This is a genomic window from Shouchella tritolerans (genome assembly GCF_025770735.1).
In the GTDB taxonomy this organism is placed as follows: Bacteria; Bacillota; Bacilli; order Bacillales; family Bacillaceae_D; genus Shouchella; species Shouchella tritolerans.
In genome coordinates, this window is the sequence record NZ_JAODPB010000001.1 from 136,392 (window position 1) to 151,636 (window position 15,245).

At 45.3% G+C, this 15,245-nt stretch carries 13 protein-coding genes and 2 pseudogenes; 10 read left to right on the forward strand and 5 right to left on the reverse strand.

Annotated features, from left to right (window positions below; all coding sequences use genetic code 11):
- Window positions 1-4 precede the first annotated feature (4 nt).
- The 3 genes from N6H06_RS00650 to N6H06_RS00660 all read right to left on the reverse strand — a co-directional run bounded on the left by N6H06_RS00650 (window position 5) and on the right by N6H06_RS00660 (window position 2,700).
- On the reverse strand, window positions 5-274 hold the full coding sequence (locus tag N6H06_RS00650; RefSeq protein ID WP_064505243.1) for a 4a-hydroxytetrahydrobiopterin dehydratase: 270 nt from the start codon (window positions 272-274) through the stop codon (window positions 5-7).
- A gap of 80 nt (window positions 275-354) precedes the next feature.
- Entirely contained in the window at window positions 355-1,686 is a 1,332-nt protein-coding gene (locus N6H06_RS00655) for a sodium-dependent transporter (protein ID WP_062744782.1), read from the reverse strand.
- A 231-nt stretch (window positions 1,687-1,917) separates the two neighbouring features.
- A complete protein-coding gene (locus tag N6H06_RS00660) occupies window positions 1,918-2,700 on the reverse strand; it encodes a class I SAM-dependent methyltransferase (protein ID WP_263705407.1) in 783 nt (260 codons plus the stop codon).
- Between the two features lie 340 nt (window positions 2,701-3,040).
- On the opposite strand from N6H06_RS00660, the pseudogene N6H06_RS00665 reads away from it, so the two are divergent.
- The 4 genes and pseudogenes from N6H06_RS00665 (at window position 3,041) to N6H06_RS00680 (ending at window position 6,734) form a co-directional block, all read left to right on the forward strand.
- A pseudogene (locus tag N6H06_RS00665) lies at window positions 3,041-3,609 on the forward strand (nucleotidyltransferase family protein).
- 271 nt (window positions 3,610-3,880) lie between these two features.
- Window positions 3,881-5,188 carry a branched-chain amino acid transport system II carrier protein gene (gene brnQ, locus N6H06_RS00670; protein WP_062744788.1) on the forward strand — a complete coding sequence of 436 codons (1,308 nt, stop codon included), beginning with the start codon at window positions 3,881-3,883 and terminating at the stop codon, window positions 5,186-5,188.
- A gap of 135 nt (window positions 5,189-5,323) precedes the next feature.
- The gene (locus tag N6H06_RS00675; RefSeq protein WP_318527481.1) at window positions 5,324-5,647 is read left to right on the forward strand and encodes a CHY zinc finger protein; all 324 of its coding nucleotides are present in this window, start codon (window positions 5,324-5,326) and stop codon (window positions 5,645-5,647) included.
- Between the two features lie 154 nt (window positions 5,648-5,801).
- Entirely contained in the window at window positions 5,802-6,734 is a 933-nt protein-coding gene (locus N6H06_RS00680; protein ID WP_062744791.1) for a nucleoside hydrolase, read from the forward strand.
- 175 nt (window positions 6,735-6,909) lie between these two features.
- Here N6H06_RS00680 and N6H06_RS00685 read toward each other — a convergent pair whose 3' ends face one another.
- Window positions 6,910-7,545 (reverse strand): NUDIX hydrolase, encoded by a 636-nt coding sequence (locus N6H06_RS00685; protein ID WP_263705408.1) that lies wholly within the window; start codon window positions 7,543-7,545, stop codon window positions 6,910-6,912.
- A 139-nt stretch (window positions 7,546-7,684) separates the two neighbouring features.
- Window positions 7,685-7,986: pseudogene (locus N6H06_RS00690) on the reverse strand (zinc ribbon domain-containing protein); the annotation flags it as partial.
- Window positions 7,987-8,149: 163 nt separating this feature from the next.
- Between N6H06_RS00690 and N6H06_RS00695 the strand changes: the two are divergent.
- From N6H06_RS00695 to N6H06_RS00720, 6 genes are all read left to right on the forward strand, one after another.
- Complete coding sequence (locus N6H06_RS00695; RefSeq protein ID WP_263705409.1) at window positions 8,150-9,760, forward strand: ATP-binding protein; 1,611 nt, start codon at window positions 8,150-8,152, stop codon at window positions 9,758-9,760.
- A complete protein-coding gene (locus N6H06_RS00700; protein WP_064505244.1) occupies window positions 9,753-10,451 on the forward strand; it encodes a response regulator in 699 nt (232 codons plus the stop codon). Before N6H06_RS00695 ends, N6H06_RS00700 begins: the two co-directional genes overlap by 8 nt.
- A gap of 72 nt (window positions 10,452-10,523) precedes the next feature.
- Window positions 10,524-12,194 (forward strand): SLC13 family permease, encoded by a 1,671-nt coding sequence (locus N6H06_RS00705; protein WP_062744798.1) that lies wholly within the window; start codon window positions 10,524-10,526, stop codon window positions 12,192-12,194.
- A gap of 201 nt (window positions 12,195-12,395) precedes the next feature.
- Window positions 12,396-13,058 (forward strand): ATP-binding cassette domain-containing protein, encoded by a 663-nt coding sequence (locus N6H06_RS00710; protein ID WP_263705410.1) that lies wholly within the window; start codon window positions 12,396-12,398, stop codon window positions 13,056-13,058.
- The gene (locus N6H06_RS00715; RefSeq protein ID WP_263705411.1) at window positions 13,052-14,320 is read left to right on the forward strand and encodes an ABC transporter permease family protein; all 1,269 of its coding nucleotides are present in this window, start codon (window positions 13,052-13,054) and stop codon (window positions 14,318-14,320) included. The genes N6H06_RS00710 and N6H06_RS00715 overlap by 7 nt, the downstream gene beginning before the upstream one ends.
- Window positions 14,280-15,161 carry a hypothetical protein gene (locus N6H06_RS00720; protein ID WP_263705412.1) on the forward strand — a complete coding sequence of 294 codons (882 nt, stop codon included), beginning with the start codon at window positions 14,280-14,282 and terminating at the stop codon, window positions 15,159-15,161. Before N6H06_RS00715 ends, N6H06_RS00720 begins: the two co-directional genes overlap by 41 nt.
- Window positions 15,162-15,245: the final 84 nt, after the last annotated feature.

Sequence of the window (15,245 nt, forward strand, 5' to 3'; positions counted from 1 at the left end):
GCCTTTAGCTTTCGAAAAATTGGTTGCACGCTTGTGCGGCGTCAATGTCCTTTTGTGTTAGTTTCCCTTCATCGACTGTTGTCCACTTTATCGAAACAGCCGTATGGTCAATCGTGATGACAGGATGGTGCTGGGCGCCTTCTGCATAAGCGGCAACGTTCTGCACAAAATCAATTCCTTTTAAGAAATGGTCAAATGTAAAAGTGCGCCAAAGCGTTTCCTCTTCAACCGTCCAGCCAGGTAGCGCTTTGGCTGTTTTTTTAATTTGGCTCATTGACATCCTCCTCCTCCCCTTTATATACCTAACTATTGTTGCTTGTTAAACGTTAAATTTAGGCAGTGTATTCCTTTGCCTTATAAGAAAAACTGGGCAATGAACACGAGAAGGATTGTAGCGGGTACGAGCGTACGCATAAGAAAAAGCCAAAAAGGGGCAACACGGCCAACAGGCCCCGATGCTATCTGAAATTGATGAAACAATAGGTCGCGTTTGATTTTATAGCCAACGAATAAAGCGATAAGCAAACAACCGACGGGAAGCATGATATTGGATACAAGCAAGTCGGTTAAATCAAACACCGTTTTCTCTTCCCAAGCAAACCCGCTTAAAAGTCCTGCCGATAATGCAGAAGGAATGGCTGCAATAATGACGACAACACCGCTTCCAATGGCAACATGGCGACGGTTCCAGCCTTTGTTTTGGGTAAATGCAGAAATGATAATTTCCAACAAACTTAAAGACGAGGTAATGGTCGCAAAGAAAAACAGCAATAGAAACAAGGTTAAAAATAGAGCACCGAAAGGCATTTGTGCAAAAATGGCAGGCAGTGCGATAAACAACAGGCCTGGCCCAGAGGCTGGCTCAATGCCATAGGCAAAGACAATTGGAAAAATCGCAAGCCCAGCCAATAAGGAGACAAATATGTTCATCGCTGCCACGTACGCAGCCGAGCCTGGCAAACTTTGCTTGTCTCCCAGATAGGAACTGTATGTCACCATACAAGAGAAGCCAACTGCCAGCGAGAAAAACGATTGACCCAGTGCTTCCAGCAAGCCTGGCGCGGTTATTTTTGAAAAGTCAGGCTGTAGGAAAAAACGAACTCCTTCCATCGCGCCTTCAAGGGAGAGGCCACGAAAAATAATAATAAGCAAGAACAAAAACAAAAGCGGCATTAAGTACTTGTTAGCCCGTTCGATCCCGTTTTTAATGCCAAAAGACAACACGACGACATTAAGGGACATGAATACCACAAGACCGAGTATGCTAGACCAAGGGCTGGCGGTAATACTGACAAACAACTGCTCGTAATCGCGTCCATCGGCCAGGACAAAATTGCCAAACGATAAGAGCACGTAAAGCAAAATCCAGCCGCCAACGACCGCATAAAACGTCATCAGCAAAAAGCATCCGACAACGCCAAAACGCCCAATCCAAGACCACGCTTTGCTGTTGACAAGCTTCGGGTAAGCCGATACCGCCTCCCGCTTTGCGCCACGGCCAATGACAAACTCGGCAATAAGCAGCGGCAGACCAATGAAAACGGTAAATAAAATAAATAAGAGAAAGAATGCGCCCCCACCATTTGTCCCCGTTAAATAAGGAAAGCGCCATAGAGCGCCAAGCCCAATTGCAGCGCCCGCAGAAGCGAGTATAAAACCGATTTTAGATGTCCACTGTTCACTCATACGATTGCTGGCTTTGCAGCAGTCACCTGCCTTATTATGTATTGTTTTCCACTTTACCATAGAAAAGCGAATTTGCCGAGAACCGTTTTGGGACGAGTCACATGATTAGGCACGTCAATGGTAGAGTTGGCAACGACGAAAGGGATATCGTAGAGGAGAGGGATAATGAAAGAAGCACATCCAGGGCGTACTTTTTCCATTATCTCAGCATACTGCTTTATAAATAAAGGCTTATCGCTCAGCCTGCTTCTCGGCAATCCATAACGTCCAACGATCCTTCTCAACGATCGGGCCGTCCTGTTCGAGTGACGTATCAATCACATGTACAAGTTTAGCCAATTCCTGGTCAGAAAGCTGATGTAAAATCGAGCGCCCTTTCCGTTTCGATAGATCAACGAGAAGTTCCTGCTTGCTTGGATGGATCGCCCGTGTCTCCCATAACGTTTCCTCATGCAACAATAAAAAGCCGTTAGAATGGAGAGCTTGGCGAACGTAAGCGCTAGAAAAACGGCGTTTTGCTTCTATTTTCCTCAGGCGTGGGAAGGCAGAAAAAAAGTAGCCACGTACATGCTCAGTGCTTCCGGGAAGAAAGCAATCGTCAAGCGTACGGTTTTGAATAATAAACAGGCCACCACTTGTTAATGTCCGCGCCGCTTCTTGAAAAAAAGGCTGCACGCTTGGCAAATGGTGAATGAGCGCTCTTGCCAAAAGCAAATCAGTCGATTCGCTTGCGAGAGGAAGGTCCTCACAATCCCCTTTTCTAAGCTCAATTTGTTGAAACTCCCGGCATGCTTTTTTGGCGTCAGCGAGCATTTGCGCCGACGAATCGACACCGATGACATGAGGAATACCGATCATTGCCAGCGCTCGTGTGTAGATTCCTCCACCACAGCCAATGTCAGCGGCAATATCGATGTGTTTCCTTGACAGATGGCTGGCAATAGTCGTAAGCCACCGTGAATCGGTATTGCGGCCGCTATAGCTGTTTTGGTTGCGCTTATCATGGAAATCCATTTGGAAAGCCTCCTTGCCCTTTTCTTTTAGCGTACAACAGCCAGCCGCGTGTAGATAGGACCGATTTTGAATAGGAGGCGATAAGAAAATGTTTCGTCATTGAATGATGTATGTTGGTCAAGCTCAATAAATCGTTTCGAGAAACTTATGGTAAAGGAAGGGATGGCTCAGTGTTATGTAGAAGGTAGCAGCAGGGGGCATAGAAACTCTCTCTTTGACTTATTTATCTTGCTCTTTTCGTAAACGTTGTTCCTTTTTAAGTTGAATCAATACACTCATTCCTATTTTTATATGGTAAGATAGGAATGTATGTTCGTTTTGCGAGAGGGGTTCATTTAAGATGTTACAGAATAAAGAGGATGTCATAAAGCTCATTCATAGTGATGAAAAAATGATGGAAATCATTAAGGCTGCAAGCTCCCTTGATTTACCTGATTGGTGGATATGTGCAGGGTTTGTACGGTCTAAAATTTGGGATACGTTACACGGCTTTAATGATAGAACGAAGACACCAGATGTGGATGTTATTTATTTTGATAACACCAACATCGACGAGAATGTCGAAAAAGGATTAGAGGGCAGTTTGAAACACTTGATGCCTGATATCCCTTGGTCTGTTAAAAATCAAGCAAGAATGCATGTCTTGTCTTGAATCATTTTTCGCCTTATACGTCTTCAGAAGATGCGATTTCAAAGTTTCCAGAAACTGCAACTGCTTTAGGCGTGAAGTTAGACAAAGACGATCATTTGGTTCTTGCTTCTCCTTGTGGGATAGAAGATGTCCTCCATTTAGAATGAAAACCGACCCCATATTTTACTGAGACAAAAGAACGAGCTGCCATTTATAGGGAGCGGATGATGAAAAAGAACTGGAAGGCTATTTGGCATAAGCTTAAAGTTCACTATTAAATAAACTATTCAAGAGGAGGATAGATGGGAGCTTGCGCTTAGTTCGGTAATGAAGGCTTCTTTTCTGAGTAGTATGCTTTTTCTCCTTTTATTTTTGAGCGAAAAGACACGGGCGTGTTTTACGTCATTTATGCAATGTAAGCGCAACCAACCGCCTGCTAGGAAAAGGTGGAAATAGACAGTGGGGAAAAGCTATGTTAGAATCATTTTTGCTGCCGTCAACTAGTGCAGTAATATGTCAGATAATTGCATTTTTCAGAAAGGGATTGTTATGGAGTCAACAGGAAGGATTTCAAACAAAGAAATATTTTTTATTGGTCTCATGCTATTTTCTCTTTTCTTCGGCGCTGGAAATTTAATTTTTCCGCCGGAATTGGGGCTGAACGCTGGTGAGCATGCATGGCCTGCCATAATTGGGTTTTTAATTTCGGGCGTAGGGCTGCCGATCCTAGGTGTGCTTGCGATTACGTATATTGGCAGCTCCGATGCGGAAGGGTTAAGCAGGCGTGTTCATCCTAAATTTGCGGTAGCGGTGACAACGTTGGCGTACTTTACCATTGGCCCGCTGTTTGCTGTGCCGCGGACGGGAACGGTATCTTATGAAATGGCGATTGTGCCATTTTTAACGAATGGCGGAAGTTCGCTTTCCCTTTTAATCTTCACATTAATTTATTTTGCGATCGTTTATGCGCTTGCCCTGAATCCGGGGAAATTTGTTGATCGCATCGGGAAAATCATCACGCCTTTTTTGCTGCTTGTCGTTTTTACATTGTTAGCCGCGGTTGTGTTCGGGCCACTAGGCACATACCAGGCCCCAACCGAAGCATATACAAGTTATCCGTTATTTAAAGGAATCACAGAAGGCTACTTGACGATGGACACGATTGCCTCCATTGTGTTTGGTGTCATCGTTGTTAAAGCGATTGAAGACAGAGGTGGGAACAATCGGTTATTGGTCCAAAAAGCAGCGTGGAAAGCAGGGCTTGTGGCTGCGGTTTGTTTAGGGACCGTTTATGCAGGACTCGGTTATCTAGGTGCGACTAGCGCAACTGCGATTTCCGCGCAAACGGGCCCTGAAATCCTTGCAGCTGTATCCAATGCGTATTTTGGCGTTTATGGAAATGTGATTTTAGGCCTTGCGCTCTTATTTGCTTGTATTCCGACAGCGACAGGGCTGATTTCTTCATGTGCGATTTATATTAATAGACGGTTTCCGCGTCTTTCTTATTCATCGCTTGTGTTGGTGTTTACGTTATTGAGCCTTGTTATTGCCAATTTTGGCTTGGCAAATGTGATTTCGTTGTCAGTGCCGGTGCTCCATTTTATTTATCCGATTATTATGGTGCTCATTTTTCTTGCTTTTCTGGATAAAATGATTGGTGAAAGACGCTCTATTTACCAATTTGCTGTCTTGTTTACCGGAATCGTAAGCTTAAACGACGGCTTGCTAGCTGCAAACCCAGATTGGGGCTATCTCGGCTTTCTAGCGTTGCCGTTTGCCGAACTTGGATTAGCTTGGGTGGTTCCCGCCTTGCTCGGGGCAGTAATTGGTTTTGTTGTTTCGTTGTTTCAAAAATAATCATCTACTGATAGAAAAGTCCCAGGGCTGCGGTGAGTGCAGCCCTTAAGGTTGTCGACAAAGTCGACAAAATCATTCAGACTGATAGAAAACGCTTGTCAGACGAGGAGTGCAGCCCTTTTACACAACAAGGGAGTGAGCAGCTTGCCAAACATACATGGGTTTCCAATTGACGAAGAAACACGCTGTATTCATTACCAGCAAGAAATGGATGTCGTTGCGATCCAATTTGCTTGCTGTGGCCATTTTTATCCGTGTTATAAGTGTCATGCTGAGTCTGCTGGGCATGAGATTAAAAAGTGGCCAAAGAGTGAGTTTAGCGCGAACGCGATTTATTGTGGAAAATGCCGAAAAACGCTGGCGATTAGCGACTATCTTGAAAAAGGGGAATGCACCCATTGTCGTACACGCTTCAACCCCGGATGTGCTAGACACTACCACATTTATTTTGATGTGTGAATGACCCGTTTCGACTGGATGCTTGAAGAGGGCTTTTTGGCTATTCGTCCCTTCAATCAAGACTATTTTACACAAAGCATGCGATCCCATTTGTTTCCTCATAACCAGATCGTTTCCATCATAGGATATATGAAGAAACAAACAGGAGGAAAGCATGAAAAAAAAGGTGCTGATGTTTTGCGACCCTGGAATCGATGATTCGTTGGCGATTATGTATGCCCTCTCCGCCCCATTTATTGAGTTAATCGGGCTTGTCGTTAGTTATGGCAATGTCAGTAAGAAGCAAGCAGTTACGAACGCTGCGTATTTGCTCCATTTAGCGGGGCGGACAGACATCCCGCTTATATCTGGAGCAAGCATGCCAATTGTTGAGGAAAACTTAGCATACTATCCTAATATTCATGGAGAGGGCGGAATGGGTCCGATTCAATTGCCTGCCCATGACGAGATTCCAGTGCGTCCGTTTGCTATGGTTCCTGAAATCATTGCCCGTTTTCAGGGAGAAGTGATCATTGTCGATACGGGGAGAATGACAGCGCTCGCAGCTGCTTTTGTCGGGTTTGAGAAAGAAATGACGTACGTCCATTCTTTTTATGTAATGGGAGGAGCCTTTTTTATTCCCGGAAACGCCACTCCGCTAGCTGAAGCAAATGTTCACGGCGACCCACACGCGGCACAGCTTGTCATAAGCCGTGCTACTCCGCTAACGCTTGCCCCCTTAAACATCACCAATCAGGCGGTGCTGCCAGCAATAATAGTGGACAAGTGGGCAGAACAAGCAAAAAATCCATTTTCCCATGTCATACGGGATATTTGCGCCTATTACATGGAGGTGCACCAGCAAATGATGCCTGGCATCATTGGGGCCCCTATTCATGATTTGGTGCCGCTTATGCTCATCCGGACACCGGAGATGGCTGGTTATATTGAACGTCCAATTGAAATCATTACATATGGTAAAGAACAAGGACTGACCTATGTTGATTTTCGTCCTGGCATTAGAAATGAAGGCCCCCGAATTGCCGTCACGCTTGATTACCCGCTGTTTTTGCGTGCGTTCAAGGAAGGAGTGGGGTTATCTTCATAGCGCCAAGTGGCTGTTAGGCCGATGAGGTGGTTTTCATCATTGGCTTCTATTTGTAGTGGATCGGTGCCTGGCGAACCGGGTGAATGTTTTGGCAAATTGTTAATGTCCTTTCTCCTTCGCATGAACTTCCTAGGCGTTTACTCTTTTTCCCTTATCAAGGCATAGTAAGCCTTTTTTAGCGTGGTTTTTCATTTTTCAGCAATTGGTCGATTGAAATGGCTACTAGCTGCAAAAAACTTGGTTGATGAGGAACAAGATCATTCAATGTTACTCGCTCGCAATAAGGGCGGCGAATCTTGCCTTCTTCGACAAACCCGTCACTTTTGATCGCTTCGACCGAACCAAAACAGAGTTGATAGAAAGCAGAAAAAGGCACGCGCACCATACCAGCGACTTCTTCCTCTTGTAATCGAAATTGCCCAAACGGGATATGTTGCCTGTATACGTACGTATAAGCAAACTCATAATCATAGATATCATGGTGTTTCGGCATACAGCGGAATTGGCCGAGAAAGTCTAGGTCAGCAAAAGGAATGTCGATCCCTAATTCTTCTTTGACTTCGCGCATACCGTCTTCAGCTGTTTCACCTGCGAGCAAATGGCCAGCTGCGGTAATATCAAACAAGCTAGGGAAATCTTTTTTGTGGGCGCTCCGTTGTTGCAAATAGATGTAAGGCTCGGTTTGTGAATCATCGACGATCCAACAATGGAATGTTTCGTGCCAAAGCCCCTTTTCGTGGGCTGTTTTTCTTGTTGCTGTGCTAATTTTTTGTTTTGCTTGATTGTAAATGGCAAGTGTCTCTGTGTCCATTTGTATGCTCCTTATAAGCGGTTTATGGTTAGTATACCACGTGAACTACCCACCACTTATCACCCTTGCAGGTCGCTTGAAGTGGGAGCTGACGAAATGGACCAAACGCCCCCTCTTGTTCCAAGAGTTTATCGATTCATTAGGCAGTGGCTAATAAGCGAATCCGTTCTTTTTTGATATGGATTGCTGAATTGTAATCCATATCCAGGCTTCGTCCACAAACACATTGATACGTACGTTCGGATCATGCCTTTTTTTATGGAACCACATTGCGAACAAGTCTTTATAGATGGAAACCATTTATCGATGTTGATCAGTTGTTTTCCTTTTGTATTGTAAGAAAGAAGTGGACATTCCCCATCCATTATCAGCGACAGTTTTACCAAACTTCAGTGCTTGTGCCATTCCTTTTATATCTAAATCTTCAATTACAACAGCATCATAGTTAGCTGATTGGCTATCGCCCAACCGATGTTCATCTCCCCTCACCGTTGGCGTGAAGAGGGAGACTTCTTTCGGAAATGTGTTAAAAGAAGGCGTTTTTGCTTTCATTTGTATAAAAGCTTGTTATCATAGTACTACTGTATGAAAAGGAGTGCCTGTCATGAAAGGGTATAAGCGGCTGCCGCTAAAAGGGCAGATTATGCTGTTTAGCGGTTTAATTGTACTCGTTTCGATTTTGATTTTGAGCGCCTTTGTGGCCCATAGCCAAGCAACTGGCGCAAGAGAACATTTGGCGGAAAAAGTGCGCATTAGTGCAAGCCATATCGCCCATAGTGAGATGGCTAAGGCTGCTCTAGTTGCCGGAGAAACCAATGACGAGCTAAAAGCTTACGTAGAAACGGTTCGGGAGGAAAATGACCTTCAATATATCGTCGTAATGGATAACGATCGTATCCGTTACACACATCCAGTAGCGGAACGAATTGGGCAAACATTTGTTGGTGAAGACGCGGTGGATGTGTTTAACGGCCATCGCTACACATCAGAAGGAGTGGGGACGCTTGGGCCGTCGATGCGTGCTTTTGAACCTGTCTGGGACGAGGCAGGCAAGCAAATTGGCGCTGTTTCTGTCGGCATCTCGACTGAGGCTATCGCCGCAGCGGTAAAGGATAGCCAATCGATGCTTATTTGGAGCGTATTTTGCAGCTTGCTCATTGGCATTGTCGGTGCTTCGATGTTAGGGCAAAGCATTAAAAAAACGCTTAACGGGTTGGAGCCTGCGGAGATTGCTTTAGCTGTCGAGGAGCGCAATTCGATGCTTGAAGCAGTCGATGAAGGGATTTTGGCGATCAATAAAGACGGCGAAGTCCTCATGGCTAATGATGCGGCGAAACAATTTTTGCGGCGTACTGGGTATCATGGAGAGTTTGATGGCGTACCAATTGATCGGATTTGGCCTGAGCTTAAGCTACAAGAGGCGTTGACAGCGACTAGCGCATTCTCTAGTGAGCCGATTAAGAAAGGCGATGTGGAAACGGTGGCGACACGCGTGCCGATGTATGTAGCAGGAAAATGTGTTGGCGCCCTTGCGACTTTTAATGAGCGGAGCCACTTAGATGATGTAATGAGACGCCTTGCTGGCGCCGAAGTGTATGCCCATAGTTTGCGTAGTGAAACACATGAGTTTATGAATAAGCTCCACATCATTCATGCAATGGTGGAAACGGAGTCGTACGAAGAATTAACAAACTATATTGAGGAATTATCGGAACGGTACCATAAACGGACAGCAAGTGCAGCGAGCCAAGTAGAACAGCTTGTAGAGGATGTCAGCATTGCCCACTATTTGGCCAAAAAAATTGGCTGGATTGAACAAATGGGCGTGACTGTGCACGTGCAAAGCGGCACACCTTGGCCAAGCATGAATACCGCTTTAACAGACGTCTGGGTAACGGTCATTGGCAACACGTTTGACAATGCGTGGGAAGCAATGCAACACATAGACGAAAAAAAATTAACACTGACGCTTAAACAAGCTGGTGGAGTACTCCGATATGTGATTGAAGACAATGGCATCGGTTTTTCACCGACTGAACAGGAGACCTCCCAGCGTTCTACAAAAGGAGGCGACCGTGGTTACGGTCTTGCGAATATTAGAGAAAAATTGAAGCCGTTTTATGGCACGATCGATATTTTGTCGGAAAAAGGGAAAGGCACGATTGTCACGATCCATATTCCTTATGGAGAAAAAGGAGGGGACGGCCTTGATTAGAGTAGCGGTGATTGAAGATGATATCGATGTAGCAAGGTTTCACCGTCTTTTCTTAAGCAAAGTAGCAGGTTTTGAATTAATTGGAGAAGCCCACACGCTTGAACAAGGCATACACTTGATCCAAGAGCAAAAACCGGATCTGCTTTTGCTGGATGTGTTTGTCGGCCAGGAAAATGGCCTCGACGTATTAAAACGGATCCGCGCGGAAGACACGAATACCGATGTGATTCTGATTACATCCGCTAACGATGCGAAGACCGTGCAAACGGGTTCCCGTTACGGCGTTGTCGATTATTTGATCAAGCCATTTTCATTTGCTCGCTTTCAAGAAGCGTTAAACCGTTACCGTGCTAGCCGGCTAGACGCCAATGTATCCTTTACACAGCAAGATGTAGACAGGCTTCTTCATAAAGGCGGGCAACAAAAAGTTTACGCGTTGCCTAAAGGCATTGCCAAGGAAACGGCTATCCGCGTGCTGCGTTGCCTGATCGAAGCAGACGACTGGCTTGCTGCTGCAGAACTGGAAGCGCGCACGGAAATCTCCCATGTGTCGTTGCGTAAATACATGCGTTTCTTTGAAGAAGAGCAGCTCGTTGAAAAAGAACTCGTTTACCAAAGTTCCGGCAGACCCTTGCAAACGTATAAAGCAAGCCCAGAAGCAGCCTTGTTTTTAAAAGCTAGTTTCATTTAATTAAAAAAACTAGACGGAGCCCCCTCTCTTATGGAAAAATAAGAAAACGCTTTCAGATTAGGGGTGATCATCATGAAACAAGCTTTTTCAATTACATGGGACCGCTTATGGCAGCAACATAAAAGAACGAAAAGCGCCCTTAATGTTTTTTCATATGCCCAAAAAGGGAGCAGTGCATTAAAACGAGAAGCGGCTGAGTACGAACAGTCAACGCAAAGCCATGGAGGGCAGCCAGAGCCGAAAGGAAAAAAACCCTATTCCCGCGCTCAGCTTGTCGGCCTTTTGTTAGGCCCGCTCTTGTTTTTCCTAACGCTGATGTTCTTTCATCCAGAAGGGCTGCCAACAGAAGGGCGCCACGTGCTGGCGGTCACATTATGGATTGCAACATGGTGGATGACGGAGGCCATCCCGATTCCAGCGACATCGCTCATGCCATTAATTTTACTGCCGATCACAGGGGCAATGGAAGGCTCCGCTGTTGCTTCATCCTACGGTAATGACATTATCTTTTTATTCTTAGGTGGATTCTTTATCGCAACGGCCATGGAAAAATGGAATTTGCATAAACGCATTGCCCTCTTTATCATTGCCGTCATCGGTACAAGTACGCAGCGAATTTTGCTCGGTTTTATGGCAGCAACAGCGTTTTTGTCAATGTGGGTATCAAACACGGCTGCTGTTATGATGATGGTGCCAATGGCACTTGCGATTACGGCGCAAGTCGCTGAAACGCTAAAAGGGCAAAAAGAGGGGCGCGAGCTGCCTAAATTCGAGAAAGCAATGCTTTTCGGTGTCGGCTATGCTGGTACGATTGGCGGCTTTGCGACTTTAATTGGAACACCGCCGACGATTATCTTTGCTGGACAAGTGAGAGAACTGTTTGGCGTTGAAGTCTCGTTCGCCTCGTGGATGCTATTTGCTGCGCCACTTATGCTCGTAGTTTTGCTGCTTACGTGGTTTTATTTAGGCAGAATTGCCTTTAAAACGAAAATTAAAGAGCTGCCAGGCGGGAAAGAAGTGATCCAATCCGAAAGAAGCAAGCTTGGACGCGTCTCTTATGAAGAAGGCATTGTCGCGGGCGTGTTTGCCTTTGCTGCCTTTATGTGGATTACAAAAGATTTCTTTTGGAGTGGCGATAATGCAATGATCTTCCAACTTCCAGGGATTTCAGACGGCATGGTGGCTATCATGGCAACGATGTTCTTGTTCCTAATTCCTGGAAAAGCAAGCGCTCGCATTCTGGATTGGGCTGATTCTAAAGACATTCCATGGGGCGTACTATTATTGTTTGGCGGCGGTTTAGCAATTGCAGCCGGTTTCCAATCAAGCGGACTGTCTGTATGGCTTGGTGAACAACTGACCGTTCTAGACGGACTCCATATGTTGCTTATTATCGGTGGTGCAACGTTGCTCATTATGATGTTGACGGAAATCACATCGAATACAGCAACAGCAACGATGATTATGCCGGTTCTTGCTTCGTTGGCGGTGGCAATTAATGTCCATCCATTTGCAGTGATGGTGCCATGTGCGATTGCGGCAAACTGTGCATTCATGCTGCCAGTCGGAACACCGCCGAATGCAATTATTTTCGGTACAGGCAAGTTGAAAATTATTGAAATGGTGCGTGCCGGATTTTGGCTTAATCTTTTCTCCACCCTTCTCATCGTGCTCGCTGTCTACACGTTCTTGCCAATCGTATTTGACATCGATTTAAGCGTCTTTCCAGACAGCTTGAAGTAGTAGAATAAAAGCCCGCCTCCTTTTAGGAAGCGGGCTTTTTGTACAAAAAAGCAATTAAGCAATAGTTGCTTATTTATAGGTCATGCGCTTATATACGTTTAGCAAAGACTATTTTTCAAATAGTGGTTCAATTGTTTAAAATGAAACTAGGAAAACGGTTTTTTCCATGGCAAAATAGAAAAGTGGAGAGGAGGCCGCTAGTTGAAACAGATTGAACTGGAGAAAGTGACAGTCGGATTTGGACGGGGTAAAAGACGTCGTCAAGTACTTAAAAGCCTCTCCTTACGTGTAGGCCGAGGCGAATGTTTGGCGATTTTCGGCAGCGAAGGCGCAGGAAAGACGACGTTGTTTGCAATCATTGCTGGTCTTTTAGAGCTAGACGAAGGAGAAGCAGTCGTAGGAACATACAACTTAGCGAATTGCAGCACGGAAGAAAAAGCCCTCATGCGCCGTGAAGAAATCGGCGTCTATAGTGAGGAAGCACCGTTGTTCGCTGAATTAACTGTACAAGAAAACATCGCCTTTTTAGCTGCGTTGCAACAAAAAAAGCGCAACAAAGCTTGGCTTAAAGAAGTTGCTGACCATTTTGGCGTTTCTCCGTTATTGGCGCTTCCTACCAAAGAACTAGGGCATTATGATTGTCAGGCAGTTCGCCTTGCCCGGGCGGCCGCTGCTGAGCCAGCCGTCTTTTTAGTAGATGGCTCAATTGACCTGGAGTTGTTCCAAAAACTTCAGCAATGGGCGAGAAAACGTCAGCAAACGATTTTATTTGCGACGAGTTCGTATGAAGAGGCACTGTGGGCTCCCCATAACGTGGAGCTGGATAATGGCGTTATTCGTGAATGGGGAGGCAACAAATGCTGATACATAGGCTATGGAAAGTGATTTGGCTTAACATAAGGCATGATAAAAAAACACTGCTTTTTCCATTGGTGGGGGCGATGTTTGCGTGTGCAGCTTTCGCCTGCATATTTTTAATTGCACAACAAATAAATGCCAATTATAAGCAAAACGAAGCATTTCAACTTGGCTATACATACGACTTTTCGATTAATCAGGCTTCTCCAGAAACAATGGCCCAAATCGCTGCTTTGCCAGAAGTGCATGAAACATGGAGGAGCATGACAACTACAGATTGGCAAACAGCCACTGGAGAAACGATAGAAGTATCAATGTTTGATCAACCAAAGTTTGTAGAAACGGGCCATTATTATTTTACCAATCGTTCACCAGTTCAAAAGGGTGAAATTGCGCTCGAGCACAATTTTGTTACCGTCCATTTTCCAGACATCCAATACGGAGACAAAGTTGAATTGATTGACAGCAACGGCAACAGTCATTCATACACATTTGTCAGCCTGTTTTACGGCATGTCGGGAGAAGTGTTATTAATAGAAGACATCGATGAAACCGCCACCGTTTACATTCGGGCAGATACCGACGATAAGACTACAGTAAGAAACGATATCGAAGCGCGGACTGGCAAGACAGTCCGCCAAAATATTGACACGCAATCAGGGTTATTTTACATCGAAGGGCTAGAGGCTGCTTCCTTTCAACAACTACGATTTGCGGGCTATCGTTTGCTTTTTGGAGCGGCAGCGATGTTTATCGCGTTTTGGCTAATAGCGATGAAACGTTTTGGCTTGGCGCTTCGAAAAGCGGCACGAACAGTTGTTTATTTAGGGTACTCTCCTAAAAGGCTAGATCGACAATTGGTCGTTGCCAGTAGTGTGCTAGCGATTATTTTAGCTGTCTTTTCTACGCTTTTGGCGTTGGCGGCGTTCCATCTGTTTGGCTTTGCTTTAGCAAAAGACTTGGCGCCACAGTTATCACTTTATATAGATGTTGCTCAATTGGCTTATATTCCGGTTCCACTTCGTTTTGCCTTGCTGGCAATGGTCCTTCTTCTACTTTTGGCCGTAGTGCTTGGAAGAAGCATTCTCATAGCTCATGCACTAGCCGATCCCAAACCACATCGGCATCTACCGTATCCAGTTAAGACGGGATTCGTGGTAGTCGCTTTATCGGCGGTTGTTGCATTTCTTGCCATTTCATCTTATCAGCAACTGCCAGATCGACAAATTGCAGCAGGAGCGAGAAGCGCTTTATGGTTGGACAGCTGAGGAAGAGCACATATGGCCGTTTGTCCGCTTACAAGCGCCTAAGAAGCAGGCTGACCAGTTTCTAGAACAGCTAAGCGCGGATGGTTTTTCATTTGTGACGTTAACGAACCAAGGCAATTATCTGATTGTCGAGGAAAGCGAAACAAGTTATTCGGAAATATACGTAGACTTGTTAGCCGTTCCAGATCAGCACTGGAAAATGATTCTGTCGCTGCTGGATGTGACACCGTTGCTGTCAGTAGACGACATGAAGGCGAGCAACGGAGCCGTCGTTATTGGCAACGATCTAAGCCACCCGTATATGATTGATCAGACAGTCAAGTTAGTGTCGTGGGAGGAGGAAACAACAGCCAATAGTGAGAGAACGTTAGGCGATGGCGTTGATTTCCATGTGATGGGCACAGCCAAAAAGAATTTTCAACATTTAGGCCGTTATTCGTTCTTAATCCCTGCATCTTTAGCAGCTCAACTTGATGTAAAAATAGACACGTTTACGGAGGAGGAGATGGTGTATCCACTAGAAACCGAAGCAGCGAAAGTCAGTGCCCATTTGCGGGAAATGACTGCCTCTTATCCGTTCGCGAACATATATGATGAAGAGCCTTATTGGACAACGGCTACCGACAATCCTCCTGTTTCGATGTACTATTTCTTGATGGTAGCACTGTTTCCTATTGTGTTGGCTTTATGCTGGGCACTTTTTCGTATAAACACGTATTGGCAAATGCGCTTATGGCTGCGGCTGCTGATTGTCGTGGTGCTGATTGGTGTCGGTGCAGGTGCAGGCTGGACGGCAAGCCAACTGTTCCTATCATTTGGTTATACGAGTATGGCTGAATAGAGTGATTGATTCGTTTCTCTGTTTACAGAGAGAGGGGCATACACAAATGGTCTCTATAGAAAAACAGAAAATTTAGTTGGCAAA